We start from the raw sequence: 15,789 nt of genomic DNA on the forward strand, positions 1-15,789 counted from the left end.
TTCTGACATAAGGAAGATTCTGTAAAACCGGATTGAGCTATTAACCGTCTCCTTCCTTCAAGTACCCAGTTCATGATGCCGGGCAGTTCAGTGGAGGCTATTTTTTCTGCCAGTTTCGGGTCGACTTCCGACTTGGGAATCTGGATATTGAAAGGTATAATAAGAAACCTCCTGAAATATCCGTTCGATTTGTCATTGGTCTTTGGAAGCTCATTCAGGCAGAAAATCATCTTGGCATAGTCTGTCAGTGTCGCCACATCCTTATATAACAACCTGGTACTGATCGGTTCTCCACTTGCGATACGTTTGAATATATCTCCTGAAAAAGCGTTGGGGGCAACATCAGAACAGGTATTCAACAGTTTCCCTGACAGGTTAGCCCTGCTTCTGTCTCCATTCCCGCCACACATATCCGATAAGGATTCATGGGAAATATTCTCTTTACCCAGGAGAGACTCGACAATATCAACGAACACGGACTTGCCATTCCGTCCTGAACCATAGAGAAAAAGACACTTCTCCAGTTTCAGGGAGGTAAAAATCCAACCTGTATATTCAGCCAGCACCTTCTGAGTATCCTTGTCCGGCAACACTCTGTCCAGGTACTTCATAAACAGCTGACACGTGGCGTCAGGATCATAATTATAAGGAAGAACATACCTGAAATAGTCCTGATATGAATGCCGCATCAGATTCCCGGTTTTAAGCTCAAGCGTACCGTTGAGGAAATTTATCTTCTCCTTGTCCTGTCCCGTTGTCAGGCCCATGACCGTATATGGAAACTGCTTGAACAATCCTTCTACGGTTTCCCTTTGCGAAGCTTTGATTTTATTTCCGGACATCTTTTCATAGGCATATTTAAGAAAGACTTTCAGGTCAAAATCCTCAATCCTTACCCAATATGTTCCGGTGTAACAATAGACACACTGGTCCTCAAAAGTCTGGAACGGATGATTGATACCTATTGCTGTCTGTTGTATATCGTTACAAACCTTAACAATACCGTCCTTTGTATCCGGAATACTTTCTAGGGAAATAGAATTAATTACATTCCGTAATAAACGTCTGTAGTTCATGATTTTAAAGTTTTCTATATTTACTGCCGATTTTACCTTTCCCGTCCACCCACTCATAAGCCTTCCTGACTTCACGTCCCAGTTCTGCTTCAGGAAAATCAGGAGCTATATATTCTTTCAAATTCGCATAAGCAATGCTCTCTGATAATCCCCACTCAGCAAGTTCCCTGGCTCTTTTGAAGGTCGAGTCATGTCTTCTTCCAGGAGTCATTGGGTATCTATAGAATCCACCTTCCAGAAAATTTATGATCCTATCAATCTCACCGGGGGAACCGCTTTTGAATTCCAACGGTTCTATTGGGTTAGCCGAAGAAGGAGGAGGAAGAGACAGGGAACCGGGGTTTCTGACCGTCCATACTTTGCTGTTCCGATTCAGATAAAGGTCGGGATCACTGCTGAGAAAACACGCCCTTGATATCCCTTTGCAATTCTCATCCCAGAACGGAGAGTTATAATAATCCCTCAAAGCATCAAGATATTCATTATGACTTGTATTATCAATATTATCGGCAACACGGACAAGAACCTTATATCCCCTGCCGGAAGGAGAAAGGAATGCGGCATAGGTATATGGATCTTTTATCAGCATATTCCGGACATCAGACAGCTCTTGAACCGGTATCCTGTCGAAATCAATGACGACAAGACCGGAAGGAGTGATAAGGGCATCATTACAGAATCTTCCGAATGTTCCGGCAAAAAGACAGATTGGCAGTTTCTCTTTAAGTTCAGAATACTTTGGATGATCACTGGCATGGAAAGCTCTCATCGTATCAATCCCGGCTTTCAACTTTTCCTGCCTGATAATATCCAATACCAGATCAATATCAACATGGTTCGGAGGATATTCCATGACTCTAAATCTTTTCATACCGGTCAGAGGGGTAATATATTCCTCACTGTAAGGCTTTTGTTTAAATACTGTTACTTCAGTTTTTTTATCTGCTTCCATACTTTAAATATTAATTGGTAAGTATTTTATCTTTCCTCTTCCCTCCCTCAAGAGCGGAAAAGGAGCGGAAGCGGGGCGGGGAAACTATAAAACCTGTTTTTTGATTAATTTTTGAACAGATAAAATTGAAAAAGTTATAAAAAAACATCATTTCCGACCTGTTTCCCCGCTTTTCCCCGACATTACCGCTCTCTCCTTCTTGAGGTGGGAAAGAAAAGAAGGTTTTAAGAATCAAAAGGAGTGGATGGAGGGACAACAGAAGGAACGGACTTCGTTATACCGACCTTTGCAGCCTTTTTATCCTTCTCCTCGATTGTATATCCTTCATCTTTCAGCTTACTCTTCATATTTACCTTTGACTCGGAACGAAGACTGTTAGCCTTGCAGTAATCCTTGTATTCATTATAGAGGTCTCCCAGTTTCACGAATTTATCAGTGCAAGGGATATAATTCTTGTTAGTCAGGAACATGGCAACGCTGTCTGTATCTTCCTTATATTCCTGATCCATAGCTTCGATAGTGGGAGAATGACTGAGTTTCTTTCCATTTCTGATAAACTGTTGCAGACCTTCAATAGCCCATAACAGGATACCGGGGAGTTCAGACCGAAGTTTCTTGGCAAGCTCCGGGTCAGCCTTGTCCCTGCTTATCTTTACATTAAAAGGAATCATCAGCAGTCTCCTTCGGAAACCATAGGAGCTGTCTGAGCTTGTCGGAATGGAGTTGCAGTTGAAGGCCAGCCTTGCATATCCTTTCACCATTTCCGGTTCCTGATACAGTCTTCTGGCTTCAACAGGTTCCCCGCTGGCCAGTTGTTTGAAGATACCGTTACCCCATATCTTACCGTTGAAATCACTGCTGTAGTTCAGAAGCTTGTTCTTAATCATGATCCGGGAGTAACCTTTATCGTCACATAGGGAATTAATGTTATACGAACTGACATTCTCTTCTCCCAATACAGCCATTATCGTTTCGAAGAATACACTTTTTCCGTTTGCTCCGGTTCCGATACAGCATAAGACCTTTTCCAGTTTTATATCAGAATTAAGACAACAGCCGACAAACTCCTTCAATACTTGTCTGACATCCGGTTGGGGCAATACTTCCTCCAGGAACTTATGGAACATGGGACAAGTTGCTTTGGGATCATACTCATAAGGAAGGACATAGAAGAAATAATCATCAGCCGAATGCTCCTGCTCCTTCACACTTCCATCATCACTGAGAATAAGGCTCTTGTTGCCCAGATTGATCTTTATCACACCCTGTTCCCGTTCGACCGGGTTATAGAGAGAGTAGCAGGCCTGTTCATAGAGCTTATTCGCTATCCTGACATTCATGGCGGTGTATTTGTCCACTCCCATTTTCTTCAGGGCCTCACCAAAGAAGTGTTTCAATTCAAGTTCGGGTATAACCTCCCAATACACCTTATTATATATGTATGCGGTTCTGTCCTGATTGATCGCCAGACCATAACCTGTCTTTTTAGCAGTCTCCTTCACCTTTTCGGAAATAAGGACAGACCTGATCTCATCGGTAATCTGAATGGAATAAATCTTATCCTGCAACAGCTTTTTCACATCCGGATCGCTCTCTTTCTCACATCTGTCATACAAGTCCGAGGCATAAGCTTTCTTGAAGTCCGTTTTGTACAGTACGGAAAGGATCTCTTCCAGTATTTCTTTCTGTCTCTTCATTATATTTTTTTATAAATGAAGCTGAACCCATGAAAAGGCCCCAGCTTCATTGGTTAATTACTCACTTATGGATTTATCTTTCTTGGGATAGGATAAGCATGATATTCTTTGCCGTCCAGCAGGCATCCGTTCTCTTTGGCACTGCGTTTTACACCATCAGCCCCCCAAGTACCCCATTGCTTGAAAAAGAAGGCTACACCCGGAGTTGCATCACATTGGGATTTGATGTTCAGAATCCAGTCCTTTTCCACTTTTCTTGCCCTGTTTCCCGATTCACCACCAACGATAACCCAGTCTATTCCTGAGAAATCCAGTGTACCCAAATCTTCCAGCAGAGGTTCACAGCTTAGGAACCGTACCGGAGCATCCAGTTTTTTCAGGTAATCAATACGGCTTTTCACCGTCCTGTTCTCCACTGTCACACCGAGCCAGACATTTTCAGGAATGGTGCGGATTGAAAAATACCCGTACATCCTGTCAGCCCGTTTAGTCAGGATTTGGAATGTATGCCGGGGACACTGACCGACGACTTCCATAACTTTGTCTATAAAGTCAAAAGGGATGTCTTTATGGAAGAGGTCGCCCATGCTTGCCACGAACACAAGTTTTTTACCTTTCCATCCGAATGGCTCGTTCAAGCATTCAGGATGTATGGCCGGAGTAAAGCCGTTCTGATATTTGGTCTGCCCCATCGCTTTCAGACGTCCGGCCATTACTCTTGCATAGCAATTCCTGCATCCTTCACTGATTGGGCTACAACCACTTACAGGATTCCAGGTGGTTTCAGTCCAGGAGATTTTACTGTTACTACTCATTATTTCTTGTCTTTTTTAAATTTATTATTGATATCCTCCTGTTTTTAAGTCCCTTACATCTTATGCCCGGGATATTTTCAGGCATAAGAAGGACTATGGCAGAAAACACTGAGTTTCCTGTCAGGACAAGTCTTTCCATAAATCATTGATTATTTTAAAAGTAAGCAGGCGCCTATACTTACTTTATTCAAGGTCTGGCTAAAATCCACAGCGTTGATATATTCCCTCTTCCGTGATAGGCTCGTGAAGATAAGGATGGGATTCTAAATATTCTGTTGGATAGTATGTTTCTATTCCATACTCATCTCTCTCCTTACAATTTCCCTCTGCAATCAGCTCATAAGTGGCATCAACCCCGTGAAACAATGCCCGTATTTCTGATTTCTTCACTTTCGTTGATATGACGATATAATCATCTTTCAGGGAATGGGCAATAAACGCTGCTTTCCTCAAATCCAAAGACCACTTCCAATCAAAGCCGGGATCCCATTCTTCATTGTCAGACACTTCCATGTCTCTAAGGGGAACTGCTTTGTAAATAGTGACTTCTGATGGCAGATTACCCAGTTCCTTCTGCTCCAGTTCAGTCATCAGCAATCTGTTGTCTATATAGCAATTCAACAACTCTGTAGCTCTCACATCAGGAGCACTGAACAACCATGAGAACTTGAACAGGGAACGTACCTCCTCATCATGGAAAGGATAGTTCTGGATAAGCCAACAGAAAACATCCCAGCGGTAATAGTTGTACATTCCTTTTAGCTGTTCAATCACAAAAGAACAGGTCAGGTTCTTTGGATCTTTCAGTTTTTCTTCCATTTCCGAACGATATTCCAAGTAAACACTATTGTCTGTCGGTTCAAATGGATCAGTAGTCAAGAATCTGGTTACTTTTTTCTTTGATTTCATTGTTTTACTGTTTTAAATTTTATTTTTTTCTCACCGGATCAATAATATAGTCTGTCTCACCACAGGTTATCTTTTACTTCCCACCACCTCTCACATGATGAGCAGCTTTCTTTACATTTGAGATTGAAAGTCAGCAAAGAGTTCGTTCAACTTGGCAATGATCATATTGTCTTTACTCTGATTTGAACTCTTCTTCATCTGGCTTATTTCCTGTGCATTACTAGTGCCTAAGCCTTCCAGAAATGTAATCAGTAAACTCATAGCCTCACTTCGTTTCATATCCTTTTTTATCAGGGAGTCCAATTGCCTATAGACCCATTCAGGTAGCACTTTCCAACCGAGTACTTTGGCTGAATTCCCTTCAAAAGACTTGGCTGCGGCTTCATAGAGTCTCTTGTCCTCCTCGAAAGAAGTAACGTCTGCCAGTTCTTCCAGCTTTTGAGTATTGGTTGAAGCTTTGATACAGGTCGTTTTTGAATTGGTTTTTCCTCCATTCACCCAAGACCATGCAGCGGAATCGGACCCACTTTTGGCTTTCTCCTTGACCCACTCCAATTTTTTAGTGGATATTCCTTTTTCTTGAGCTGTAGCAAGAAGCTGTGTCAACCAATCCATTCCATCCCAGGGAGTTGTTGCAGAATTGGCTTCTCTCAACAGCGTAGGAACATCATAATCGTTTATAAGAGGGAGATAAACATAACCCTCATATTCTGCTTTACCTTCTTTTCTTAATTTCTTATTCAACTGTCTGAGAGCCTCCATGCGGTGTTGGCCGTCAATCACAATAAGAATAAGATCAAGGTCTGGAGTCTCTTCTGTGATCGAATTTCCGTCAGAATCCTCCAGTTCCAGTCCTGCTTTTAGACAAACGATGGCAGGGACTACGAGGAATGGAGAAATGGTACCGTTACAAGCCAAAATAGAGGTTATCTTTTTCTTGACCTGCTTCTGATCTATATCACGGTTAATCCTGATGCGCCCGAAAGAATACCCCATCCCAAGTAATACGGATAAGGCATAGTTCATCCCTCTCGTCAGTTTCCGGGAGACTGTTTTTTTAGTATCTTCCTTGTCTGCTTCTGAATTAGATTGTTGTGTATCACCGGCAGATACACTTGCCTGTAGACATTCATCCTCTACAGCGTTTTTTTTCACACTTGCTTCCTGCAAATCGTGTGTAGAAACTGCTTCATCAATCATTTTTTTTCCATAATTATTATTGTTTCTAGAACAAAAATTATTATACTTAAAATTAGTTACCTAAGATTTCCTTATTTTCTTGCTTCACTTGTTTCATCTGTTTTTATTAGTTATGCCATTCTTCTTGTTTAATATGCTACAAATATCATTATTGTTTTTCATAACACATCTGATTATCAATAGAATTTGCAATCTATATGCAAAAACTCGTTTCCAGTTCGGTTAGAAGTAGTGTTTTGTTCGGTCGAAATTCGGTTATAAAAAAAAGCAACCTCCGTAATGAGGTCGCTCTTATATAAAACTTACAATTCATTGTTCACCTTTTTCACGTGTTCCTTTTAGTATAGGTTTCATTATTTCGTTTATTCTTTCTGCATATCTTCTTTTTAAATGCTCTTTAACAGTCATTTTTTTTAATGTGTCTTCACTAGGGCTTTTACCATTTTTGTCTTTAAAAATCTTGGTAGCGTTTTTCCAAATACCTTTGGGCATTTGACTGGAGACATCAATTGTCCCGTTCTTTGTTAAATAACCTTTATATAATACTCTCAGGAAATAGCTGAGTACATTCCAATCGGTTGACCATTCCAAATACGAACCTTTGTCTTTATCCCATTCCCCATTACCGAAAAAATATTCAAAGTTTTGTCCTAATTTACAATATCGCTTTATCGCAAAGTTTATTTCTTCTAACTTATCACATAAAGATTCTGGGCAATCCATTTGAATAGGAGTGAGACCTGGTAAATCTAAGTTAATTAACATTGTCTTGATATCACGAGGAGGATCAGCATCATAAAACGTTCTTTTCTCATCTTCAAAAAATTCCGCATGTTCTCCACGGCCTCTAGTTTCTAAGTATATTTTCATATCTTTTTGAGGGCATCTTGAACTTAATTCCTTTAATAGACATAGGTCATTAAGGAATTTCAGACACTCTTCATCTTTATATAATTGATTATAGCAATAGGTATAGTATTCTTCATTATTTTTCAACTTAAATATAGTAGCATAGATCAAATACTGAAACTCTTCTTGCTTAGGATTTTGTAAGTTTTTCCATTCTTCCCACTGTTTTGCGAACTCAATAAGGGTTTTACATTCTACAAAGAGAGAAGGATGGGGAGATTCAATGTCACTTATAAAAAGTGCTATGGTCTCCTCCTCTTTGACATGGGTATATAATTCTATAGCATTTTTTTTCCGTTTTTTATACGATTTATTATGAAAATTAATGGATCAGCTATTGATTCTATTCTGTAATTGAATTTAAATGGAATAAAATGTTCTAGAGACTCAAAAATGAGATCCGCTAATATATTTTCTTGTACAAGAAACCGAAAACAAAACAATTTAACAAAATTTCGGAGTAAACTGTTCCTTAATTGTTCTCCTTTATCTAATTGCAATTTTTCACTTACAATGGCATCTAGTAAAGTTTTATTAAGAATTGGAGAATTGGATTCTATTTTTCCCGCCATATATTTACGGATATTATAGAACTCCCAACGGCTTGGGCAAATGAGATTCCAAAGATTGAAAATTTCATTTTCAATCTTTGCGATGAATCCAGGATTTCTTTCTGCTAACGTCAACATCCTTTTCCAATGCAAAATACTTGCAAGTTCTTTTATGACATGAATATCACAATCAACGCCCATACTAGTACATTCACTTTTAATAATGTCTAAAACACGTAGGTAATATTCATTTCCTATTCCAGCATTTGCGTATAGATCATAATTCACCAATGTGGCGTAGTACCACATAGAAAAGGCTATATGGGCACGGGCAAATTCTATTGAGTATCCTAAAGCTTCTAAGTGAAGTGCTATCCGTTCATATATTAATGCTTCTCCTCGAAACAAGGAATCTTTATAATATGAAACAATATGTAAATCAGAATCTAATAAGCATTCTAACTGTTCAATCTGTATTGCTATTTCTTTCATATATATACAATTAACGTAAATTCGATATAAGAAGATAAATATATCGTTAAAAAATAGAGCATAGCAATAAAAGTATTAAATACAATACTAAAATACAACATTTAAACAATTACCACTATGTTTTCAGAGGTTAAAGTTACAGAGATTTATTGTATGACAAATGATTTTTACAAGGAATTTGTGTTGTAACAAAAAAATACATAATTGAAGACAAGAAACATAAGTATTACAACAAGCCCTATTGCATGAGTAATGCTGAAATTATGATGCCTCCTACGCAGTCGGGCCAACTTGATCTATTCACCTACAATCTGCATCTTCTGTTCCAGCTTCCTTGGCAACTTGGTTCCCATTGTTGTCTTTGTCATACCTCAATATATCATATAAATATAGCAACCTTTACTCTATAATGTATTGATGAAAAAATATGAATTCAATAGTAGTTTTTAAATAAAACAGGTATATAATCCATATTTGGTAATGATTGCATAAAACGCAAGTCTCAACTATATATTTTTTGTGTTTTTATAGATTGTAAAATTTATATTAGTAACCGTTCAATGTCTGCCTCAAGTATCTCTTTTACTACATATAAAAAATTTGCAATTTACAACAATTCATCATTAAGCAAAAAATCATATATGCTTAAAGTACGGATTCCATCCTCATCCGTCCATGGTTTCGTATGTTCACCAACGATAACTATCTTTCTGAACGAGTCTGGTACTTGCTTCAGTGAACGTTTCTCTTGCTCCTGCTTGCCAGCATCAGACAAACGCCATGCAGATTGAATATAAACACGCTCACTCCCTTTGTTGCAAACGAAATCAACCTCCAATACTACCCTTTGCTGCTTTCCATCCTCGTTCCTTTCACGATGCTGTATATTGCCCACATCAACCAGCCAACCGCGCATTCGCATTTCATTGTAGATGATATTCTCCATCAAGTGAGTAGGCTCATTCTGACGAAAAGAAAGAATGGCGTTGCGCAAACCGACATCCTGGTAATAATACTTATAGAGACTTCCAATATATTTCCTACCCTTTATATCATAGCGTTCAGCTTTTTCTATCAGAAAAGCATCCTGCATATAGCCCATATACGTATTGACCGTCTTATCGGAAACGCCTTGGACTTTTGCAACAGATTTAAATGTATTGGAGATTTTCTGAGCATTTACAGGAGCACCGATACTTGACGCTAAGGTTTTAGAAATTTCCTCAAATTCAGTCTTCAATTCAATATTATTCCTTTCATATATATCTCTCAAGTACACTGTCTTATACAGCCTACAGAGAAAATCGGTCTTTTTGTCATCTCCATCTTGATTCAGCAGCTGTGGTAGCCCCCCATACATTATGTATTCAGCCCAAGCATCTTCTTTCGTTCCTTGATAGACAGACATGAATTCCCGGAACGACAAAGGCCATACATGAATTTCATCACCCCTACCTCGAAACTCAGTAACTACATCAGACGAAAGAAAATGAGAATTGGAACCTGTCACATAAACATCCAATCCATCCGTCACAGAAAGCGTAGAAAGCACTTCCACAAAATCATTTATATTTTGGACCTCATCTATGATTAGATAATATATTTTATCGTCCTTTTTCTGGGCATCTACCCAATCCAACAAATAATCCGGATCCTTGAAAGCCTTGAATTTTCGACTTTCTAAATCAATGATAAGAATATGATCTTCTGCCACGCCATCTTCAAAGAGCCTTTGTCGGAAAAGTGTTTTCAACAAGAATGATTTTCCCGCACGCCTTAACCCGGTAACTATTTTTATTAGACCATTTTCTTTGGAACGTAACAGTTTATCTATATAAATGCTTCTATTCACTATCATATTTTTCCACTTTTTGTCACATGTGACATAATTTCGAAAACAAAATTACAAATTACATTTAATATACAAGCATTTAAATCAAATAAATTAGTTGAAATCGCTATTACAATATTCCGCACTCGTTAAGAATAGACTTGTCAGGCACTATCATATATATATTAGAGAGACGATTCTGCTTGAAAGAATTATCCGCCAAAAGACAAAGCTATTCCTTTTTTGTCTATAAAATATATTGAAAGATATTTTCATTTGCAAATAAAAAACCATATCTTTGCAAAAAGGGCTGTTACCTAAAATTGTTACTTATTTAGATATAACTAATTGATAATCAATACAACTTTCGACACTGGCAGTGTCGAGGTGACCGGTTCGAGTCCGGTACGCTCCACATAAGCCGTTAACTATTAATCAGTTAATGGCTTTCTTTTTGAAGAAATATTAGCAGAACACCTCTTTAAGCACTCCATTTTTGAGAGATAATTCCCCTATTTTATGTACCTTACCGATATAATTGTACCTTCGCAGCGGTATAAAACGGCATAGCTTCAATATTAGCAATAGAAAGTCAAAAAGAGCTTACTGCCAATCTTACTGTAAAGCAAAAGACATCTTCCGCCCGATAGGATTCGAAAGATGCCATCCGAACTAAAAAAGAGTGGAAATTCTATCCCTCCGAATTAATAAAGGAAATCGGTTCATCCATAAGTGAACTACCTATATATTCAGAATGTAAGTCCTACACGAATACCCCAGTTATTCATTCCGTCCATACTATGATAGAATACCTTGCCTCGGTTACCGGCATAGCTGTAATAAGCTGCCAGATTGAAACCTATATGTTTATGCCTGAATGGAAACAGATTGATGCCTACTTCCGGCGAAGCATAGATGCCCCACGACTTGTCACTATAAGAATATATTTGTTGAATGGACTCGGCCTCCATATAGTTTATACCTAATTTGGCGCCGACATATGGCTGCCAGCATGATTTCCACATAAAACGATAACGTAATGATGCCCCGAACGGAATCTGAATGGAAGAACGTACCTGGTCTGTATTCACAGAAACAGTGCCCTCGGTAAATGTCTGTCGGGGAATGTACCCGCTTCGTGTATTCAAATTGATGAAACCTCCCAACGAAATATTGGGTGTCAGATAATAACCGGCATCCAGGTAAAGCCCCAGGTCGTTCATTTTATCGGTAAATCCGGAACTTATCGGAAAGTTGAACTGCCAACCGACCTGATAATAAGCTCGCGGATTTATTTGGGCTTTAGCGGTATACGGTACGAGACAAAGGGCAAGCACTAATAACGCCGCTCCCTTGATTATATTTTTTCTTATTCTTTCTGTATCCATAATTTATCTCTTTAATTTGAGTGGTTGGTAATATATTCCGATTGCTTGAAAGACTGTTCTATTCCACGTGCCGCCAATATGATATTGAAAACATCGGAACCATGCAACAGCCCAGTCTGATAACTTTGCCATACGACAGGCAGTCGCTTGCCAACACCTTGCTCGGCTTTCAAATTCAACATATCCGTCAGCAATGCTCCCGTACTGACGCTGAAACTGATTGGATGCGGATAATACCAAGCTCCCCAGTTACCTCAATAAAAAGGACTCCAGTAACCGGAAAATCCCCACCACCAATAAGGGGAAGCTGTATATCCCGTAAAATGGTAGGTACTGGCAATATATGTCATCTGCAACCCTAAGTCGGCTCTCTCTTTACTTGCCGCACGGCTGTACCCCCGCTCCTGCATATTACGGTGGCAAGCATCCAAAATAGGTTTGACTTGCAGGCTGTCGAGATATTGAGGCTTCTCATCTTGTCCGATGAACAGAATACTGTCTGCCAGATAGTAGGACTGGAATGAACTGAAATCCGTTTCCGAATCATAATCGGTCATTACACGGTAATCGGCATCCAATTTATCCACTTCTTCATCTTTCTGGCAGGAATATAGGGTTCCTGTTAGGAGTATGAATACCCCTATGTACAATTTAGTTGTCATATGTTCTCGATTGATTTGTTTAATGATTAAAAGGCTGTTCCTTTAAAGACAGAGCTTTCCTCGAACGGAACCAGTTGGCCGTCCAATGTGGCATTGAGAGAGTTGAAATTAGGGATAATCGTCGCTGTGGCACGGCTATCCGAAGGACTGAGCGCTACTATCACTTGCGCCGATATGCCATTCCCGGTGACATTCATTGAAAAGCGGACGACACCTTTCCTGTCTGTTTCCATTTTCAACCCGGTGGGCATCCCTTCCACCGTAATACCGCCCACACCGTTAGGACCTCCTCCCGATTGGAACGGAGAAATCTGTACGGTCGCTTTTCCGTCATGCAGGGCAACGAAGTTCGTGGTAGAATTTACATAGCCACGCTCACCGTGCTTTAGCGTCAGTTCGTCACTTTCCAGAACAAATTCTCTCCGTTGCAAAGCATTTACAGCCTTTGCATGGGCAACCGAATCAATCAGATGTCGTTCCTGCCTGGCTCTTAAACGTGCAGCCTCAATGGAATCTTTCCATTGCCATAATTCGCTTTTCTTCCCTTCTTGGGCATTGCCCCGCACCGCTCCTATCATAAAAAGGAGGAGCAGGATTCTTTTAAAACATTTTGCTACCATATATCATCAAATGTTTAATTGTTTACGGTGGCAAAAGTCGTCATCCCGGACAACAAAATCTTATCTGAAAGTGTCAAAGCTATTTGACTGTAAAAGCCTGTGATTACAGAATCCTCCTATATTACTGATATCTGTACTCTTTCGGAGTCATTCCCACATATTGGTGGAAAACCCGGGAGAAGAACGAGGGGTTGGGATAGTTCAGTTTCTCCGATATCTCGGTAATGCTGATAGTCGTCGAACGCAATAACAGCTTGGCTTCGCGCATAACGAATTCAGTCACCCAGAAATGGAACGTCTGGCCGGTGGCTTTCTTCAACACACGCATCAGGTACTTGTCCGATATATATAACTTATCGGCGTAAAACTGTACCGAACGTTCCTCCCTATAATGCCGATGAAGCAGAAAAAAGAAACGGTCGGTCAATTCATCCTGCCGTGTATTCGAAACCGACACGTTTCTACCGGAGTACAGCCTGCTGATTTCAAGAATAAAGGAGAATAACAATCCTTTGGTAATGGCAATATGCTCATCACTTTCCTGATAGCGTTCTGCAATCAAATCATAATAGTTCTTCACTAACCGGCAGTCTTTCTCTTTTAGCTGTAGGCAAGGATTTTTTCCTACATATTCCGAAATATCGGCCTTTAACAGTAAAGGGAAATCCGAAAGGAAGTCGAACTCGAACCAAAGATATTCAAACAAGAAATCCTCTGTACGGGATATTTGCCTGACCAAATGGTTGGGATGCAGATATATCAATGTTCCGGCATGTATCAATTGGCTCTTTCCGTCAATTTCAACCATAGCCCCACCCTGCAAGACCACAGCAAGGAAAATCTTGTCCGGAGGAGTCCGTGCCACTTCCTTTTCCGGAAATAATACGGATAAATGCCTTGTGGAAGGACATATTCCAAACTTGTTAACCATATCTTTATCGGTCGGCATCGAGTATAATACAAGTAAGTTCATACAAATATAAAGGTATTTTGCAAATTATTGTTTATCGGACTGCAAATATCACGAAATGAACAGTAATGGATTTGCCTGTCGAATTCAAAACCATTTGCAGAAAAGAGCCTTACCGTTATCCGAAAGAACAGAATTCTCCCAATCGATATTTAGTCACTATCCGGACAATCCAGACATGGAAACGGACAAAAAGATATGGTAGAATGTTATGAACTTTGCCGCAGAAAACGTACCGCACCGGTACATGGCTCTACAATCATATCGCAGCCTCATATATTACTCCGAAAACGACTGAATAATAAAGAATACTTATAGATGAAAAATATAATACTTCCCAACTACCCTATCATGTATAAGGTGAACCTCGCTAAAGGACGTCCCATGAAATTCCGATTTGATGATTTTCTGTTCTCGTATGTTTATTCGGGAGAGGGAACGATGTGCGCCTCAGAAACCGATTATCCGCTGGGCAAAGGATGCGGTTGGATATCGGCACGTAATGAGCCTATTTTATTCCGCACGGAAAGTTCCATGCAAACAATACATATCCGCATATCGGAAGATGCCGTAACGGAATATCTGTTACGTACTACGCCTCCCACCGCCACAAACACAACAAAAGAAATGGCAAACGAATCCGTAAATGTGGTAACAGTACCCAATCATATACTTCTTCAAAGCCTGATATCAGGCATCGAGGCTGGTATCGACAACAACTTCCGGGCTAACCAATCACTTACCTACCTTAAAATACAAGAGTGTATAAATGTCCTGACCTACCTCCGTCCGGAATTACATAACTGGTTTTCCCGAATGAACTGTTTACAGAAAATTAATCTGAAAGATTTCATGGAATGCCATTATCAGGATAATCTGCCATTAGAACAACTGGCACAGGCTTCCGGACGCAGCTTATCTACATTCCGCAGAGATTTTCAGAAAGCTTTCGGTACGACTCCCGGAAAATGGTTATTGGCTAAACGGCTGGAAAAAGCTTACATACTTATAAAAGAAAAGAAAATCAGACCATCGGAATGCTTGGTAGATTTGGGATTTGAAAGTTTCTCGCATTTCTCCCGCAGCTTCAAGGCGTATTTCGGTATACAACCTTCAATCCTATTAAAAGAAAGCACTGCAAAATAGGAAATGAAATTTATATAATATGAACAATTCCCAAGTAAAGAGGACTTCGTATCTGCATGTATAAAGTATGAGAGAAAAAAGAAGCTGGAAACGATAGACAGGCTGAATGATATAAAAACAGGGTTATTTGTTCTCAAAAAGAAAAGACTCCGGCATCTCTAATTTCGTCATTAAATCCATACTTATGGAAGATATGACGGAAAAAAAGGAAACGACTACGGAAAAGATTAAACCTATCGGCTTTCCGTTCCGAGTAATATAAAGAATGACGCAACCAATCTTCATGCCCGCTATTACAGAATGCCCCACCGGACTATTCCCAATATACCGAATTTATTCTTTGAGCCATTAAAAGCAGTAGCGACACGCGTATATCCGTTTTCTGCCGGGTCATGATTTGCTTTCATATTAGTATCTTTGAACTATTAGAAACAGTGTATTTTCAACCAACACAGTTAATTTTTGGTTGTGATTTGCTTTCATTTTTATATCTTTGTAGCAAGAATATTACCCCAATTTGTTACTTCTTCAAAGATAGCTAATTGATAACCAATACAAAACCGACATTAAC

16 protein-coding genes and 2 pseudogenes are annotated in these 15,789 nt (G+C 39.6%); 2 read left to right on the forward strand and 16 right to left on the reverse strand.

The window, feature by feature from the left end:
• The 9 genes from C233_RS22755 to C233_RS0114725 form a co-directional block, all read right to left on the reverse strand.
• Positions 1-1,076 (reverse strand): DNA primase family protein (locus tag C233_RS22755; protein WP_241217653.1); only part of this gene is annotated, 1,076 nt, incomplete at its 3' end.
• A 4-nt stretch (positions 1,077-1,080) separates the two neighbouring features.
• Positions 1,081-2,028, reverse strand: a complete 948-nt coding sequence (locus C233_RS0114695) for a BT4734/BF3469 family protein (protein WP_018665969.1) — start codon at positions 2,026-2,028, stop codon at positions 1,081-1,083.
• A gap of 224 nt (positions 2,029-2,252) precedes the next feature.
• Positions 2,253-3,725, reverse strand: coding sequence for a DNA primase family protein (locus C233_RS0114700; protein ID WP_018665968.1), 1,473 nt, complete (start codon positions 3,723-3,725; stop codon positions 2,253-2,255).
• A gap of 65 nt (positions 3,726-3,790) precedes the next feature.
• Positions 3,791-4,540, reverse strand: a complete 750-nt coding sequence (locus C233_RS0114705; RefSeq protein WP_026314705.1) for a phage Gp37/Gp68 family protein — start codon at positions 4,538-4,540, stop codon at positions 3,791-3,793.
• Positions 4,533-4,679, reverse strand: a complete 147-nt coding sequence (locus C233_RS24175; RefSeq protein ID WP_154656048.1) for a hypothetical protein — start codon at positions 4,677-4,679, stop codon at positions 4,533-4,535. The genes C233_RS0114705 and C233_RS24175 overlap by 8 nt, the downstream gene beginning before the upstream one ends.
• A gap of 59 nt (positions 4,680-4,738) precedes the next feature.
• Entirely contained in the window at positions 4,739-5,449 is a 711-nt protein-coding gene (locus tag C233_RS0114710; protein WP_018665966.1) for a hypothetical protein, read from the reverse strand.
• A gap of 111 nt (positions 5,450-5,560) precedes the next feature.
• Positions 5,561-6,649 (reverse strand): ParB N-terminal domain-containing protein, encoded by a 1,089-nt coding sequence (locus tag C233_RS0114715; RefSeq protein WP_018668335.1) that lies wholly within the window; start codon positions 6,647-6,649, stop codon positions 5,561-5,563.
• A gap of 309 nt (positions 6,650-6,958) precedes the next feature.
• Positions 6,959-7,519, reverse strand: a complete 561-nt coding sequence (locus C233_RS0114720; RefSeq protein WP_018668336.1) for a hypothetical protein — start codon at positions 7,517-7,519, stop codon at positions 6,959-6,961.
• Between the two features lie 317 nt (positions 7,520-7,836).
• Entirely contained in the window at positions 7,837-8,601 is a 765-nt protein-coding gene (locus C233_RS0114725) for a hypothetical protein (RefSeq protein ID WP_018668337.1), read from the reverse strand.
• Between the two features lie 117 nt (positions 8,602-8,718).
• On the opposite strand from C233_RS0114725, the pseudogene C233_RS25170 reads away from it, so the two are divergent.
• Positions 8,719-8,870 (forward strand): annotated as a pseudogene (locus C233_RS25170) (IS982 family transposase); the annotation flags it as partial.
• A gap of 30 nt (positions 8,871-8,900) precedes the next feature.
• Here C233_RS25170 and C233_RS23710 read toward each other — a convergent pair.
• From C233_RS23710 to C233_RS0114750, 7 genes and pseudogenes are all read right to left on the reverse strand, one after another.
• A pseudogene (locus tag C233_RS23710) lies at positions 8,901-8,969 on the reverse strand (transcriptional regulator); the annotation flags it as partial.
• 239 nt (positions 8,970-9,208) lie between these two features.
• Positions 9,209-10,459, reverse strand: coding sequence for an ATP-binding protein (locus tag C233_RS0114730; RefSeq protein WP_018668338.1), 1,251 nt, complete (start codon positions 10,457-10,459; stop codon positions 9,209-9,211).
• A 722-nt stretch (positions 10,460-11,181) separates the two neighbouring features.
• Positions 11,182-11,820, reverse strand: coding sequence for an outer membrane beta-barrel protein (locus C233_RS0114735; RefSeq protein ID WP_051089651.1), 639 nt, complete (start codon positions 11,818-11,820; stop codon positions 11,182-11,184).
• A gap of 11 nt (positions 11,821-11,831) precedes the next feature.
• On the reverse strand, positions 11,832-12,002 hold the full coding sequence (locus C233_RS24880; RefSeq protein ID WP_241217562.1) for a hypothetical protein: 171 nt from the start codon (positions 12,000-12,002) through the stop codon (positions 11,832-11,834).
• 72 nt (positions 12,003-12,074) lie between these two features.
• Complete coding sequence (locus tag C233_RS24885; RefSeq protein WP_025068931.1) at positions 12,075-12,482, reverse strand: DUF4136 domain-containing protein; 408 nt, start codon at positions 12,480-12,482, stop codon at positions 12,075-12,077.
• A 26-nt stretch (positions 12,483-12,508) separates the two neighbouring features.
• On the reverse strand, positions 12,509-13,102 hold the full coding sequence (locus tag C233_RS0114745; RefSeq protein WP_018668341.1) for a DUF4251 domain-containing protein: 594 nt from the start codon (positions 13,100-13,102) through the stop codon (positions 12,509-12,511).
• A 121-nt stretch (positions 13,103-13,223) separates the two neighbouring features.
• Positions 13,224-14,075, reverse strand: coding sequence for a helix-turn-helix transcriptional regulator (locus tag C233_RS0114750; RefSeq protein ID WP_018668342.1), 852 nt, complete (start codon positions 14,073-14,075; stop codon positions 13,224-13,226).
• Positions 14,076-14,390: 315 nt separating this feature from the next.
• On the opposite strand from C233_RS0114750, the gene C233_RS0114755 reads away from it, so the two are divergent.
• A complete protein-coding gene (locus C233_RS0114755) occupies positions 14,391-15,218 on the forward strand; it encodes a helix-turn-helix domain-containing protein (RefSeq protein ID WP_018668343.1) in 828 nt (275 codons plus the stop codon).
• The last annotated feature ends 571 nt before the right edge of the window (positions 15,219-15,789 follow it).

Origin of the sequence: Bacteroides gallinarum DSM 18171 = JCM 13658 (genome assembly GCF_000374365.1) — a bacterium.
GTDB classification, from domain to species: Bacteria; Bacteroidota; Bacteroidia; order Bacteroidales; family Bacteroidaceae; genus Bacteroides; species Bacteroides gallinarum.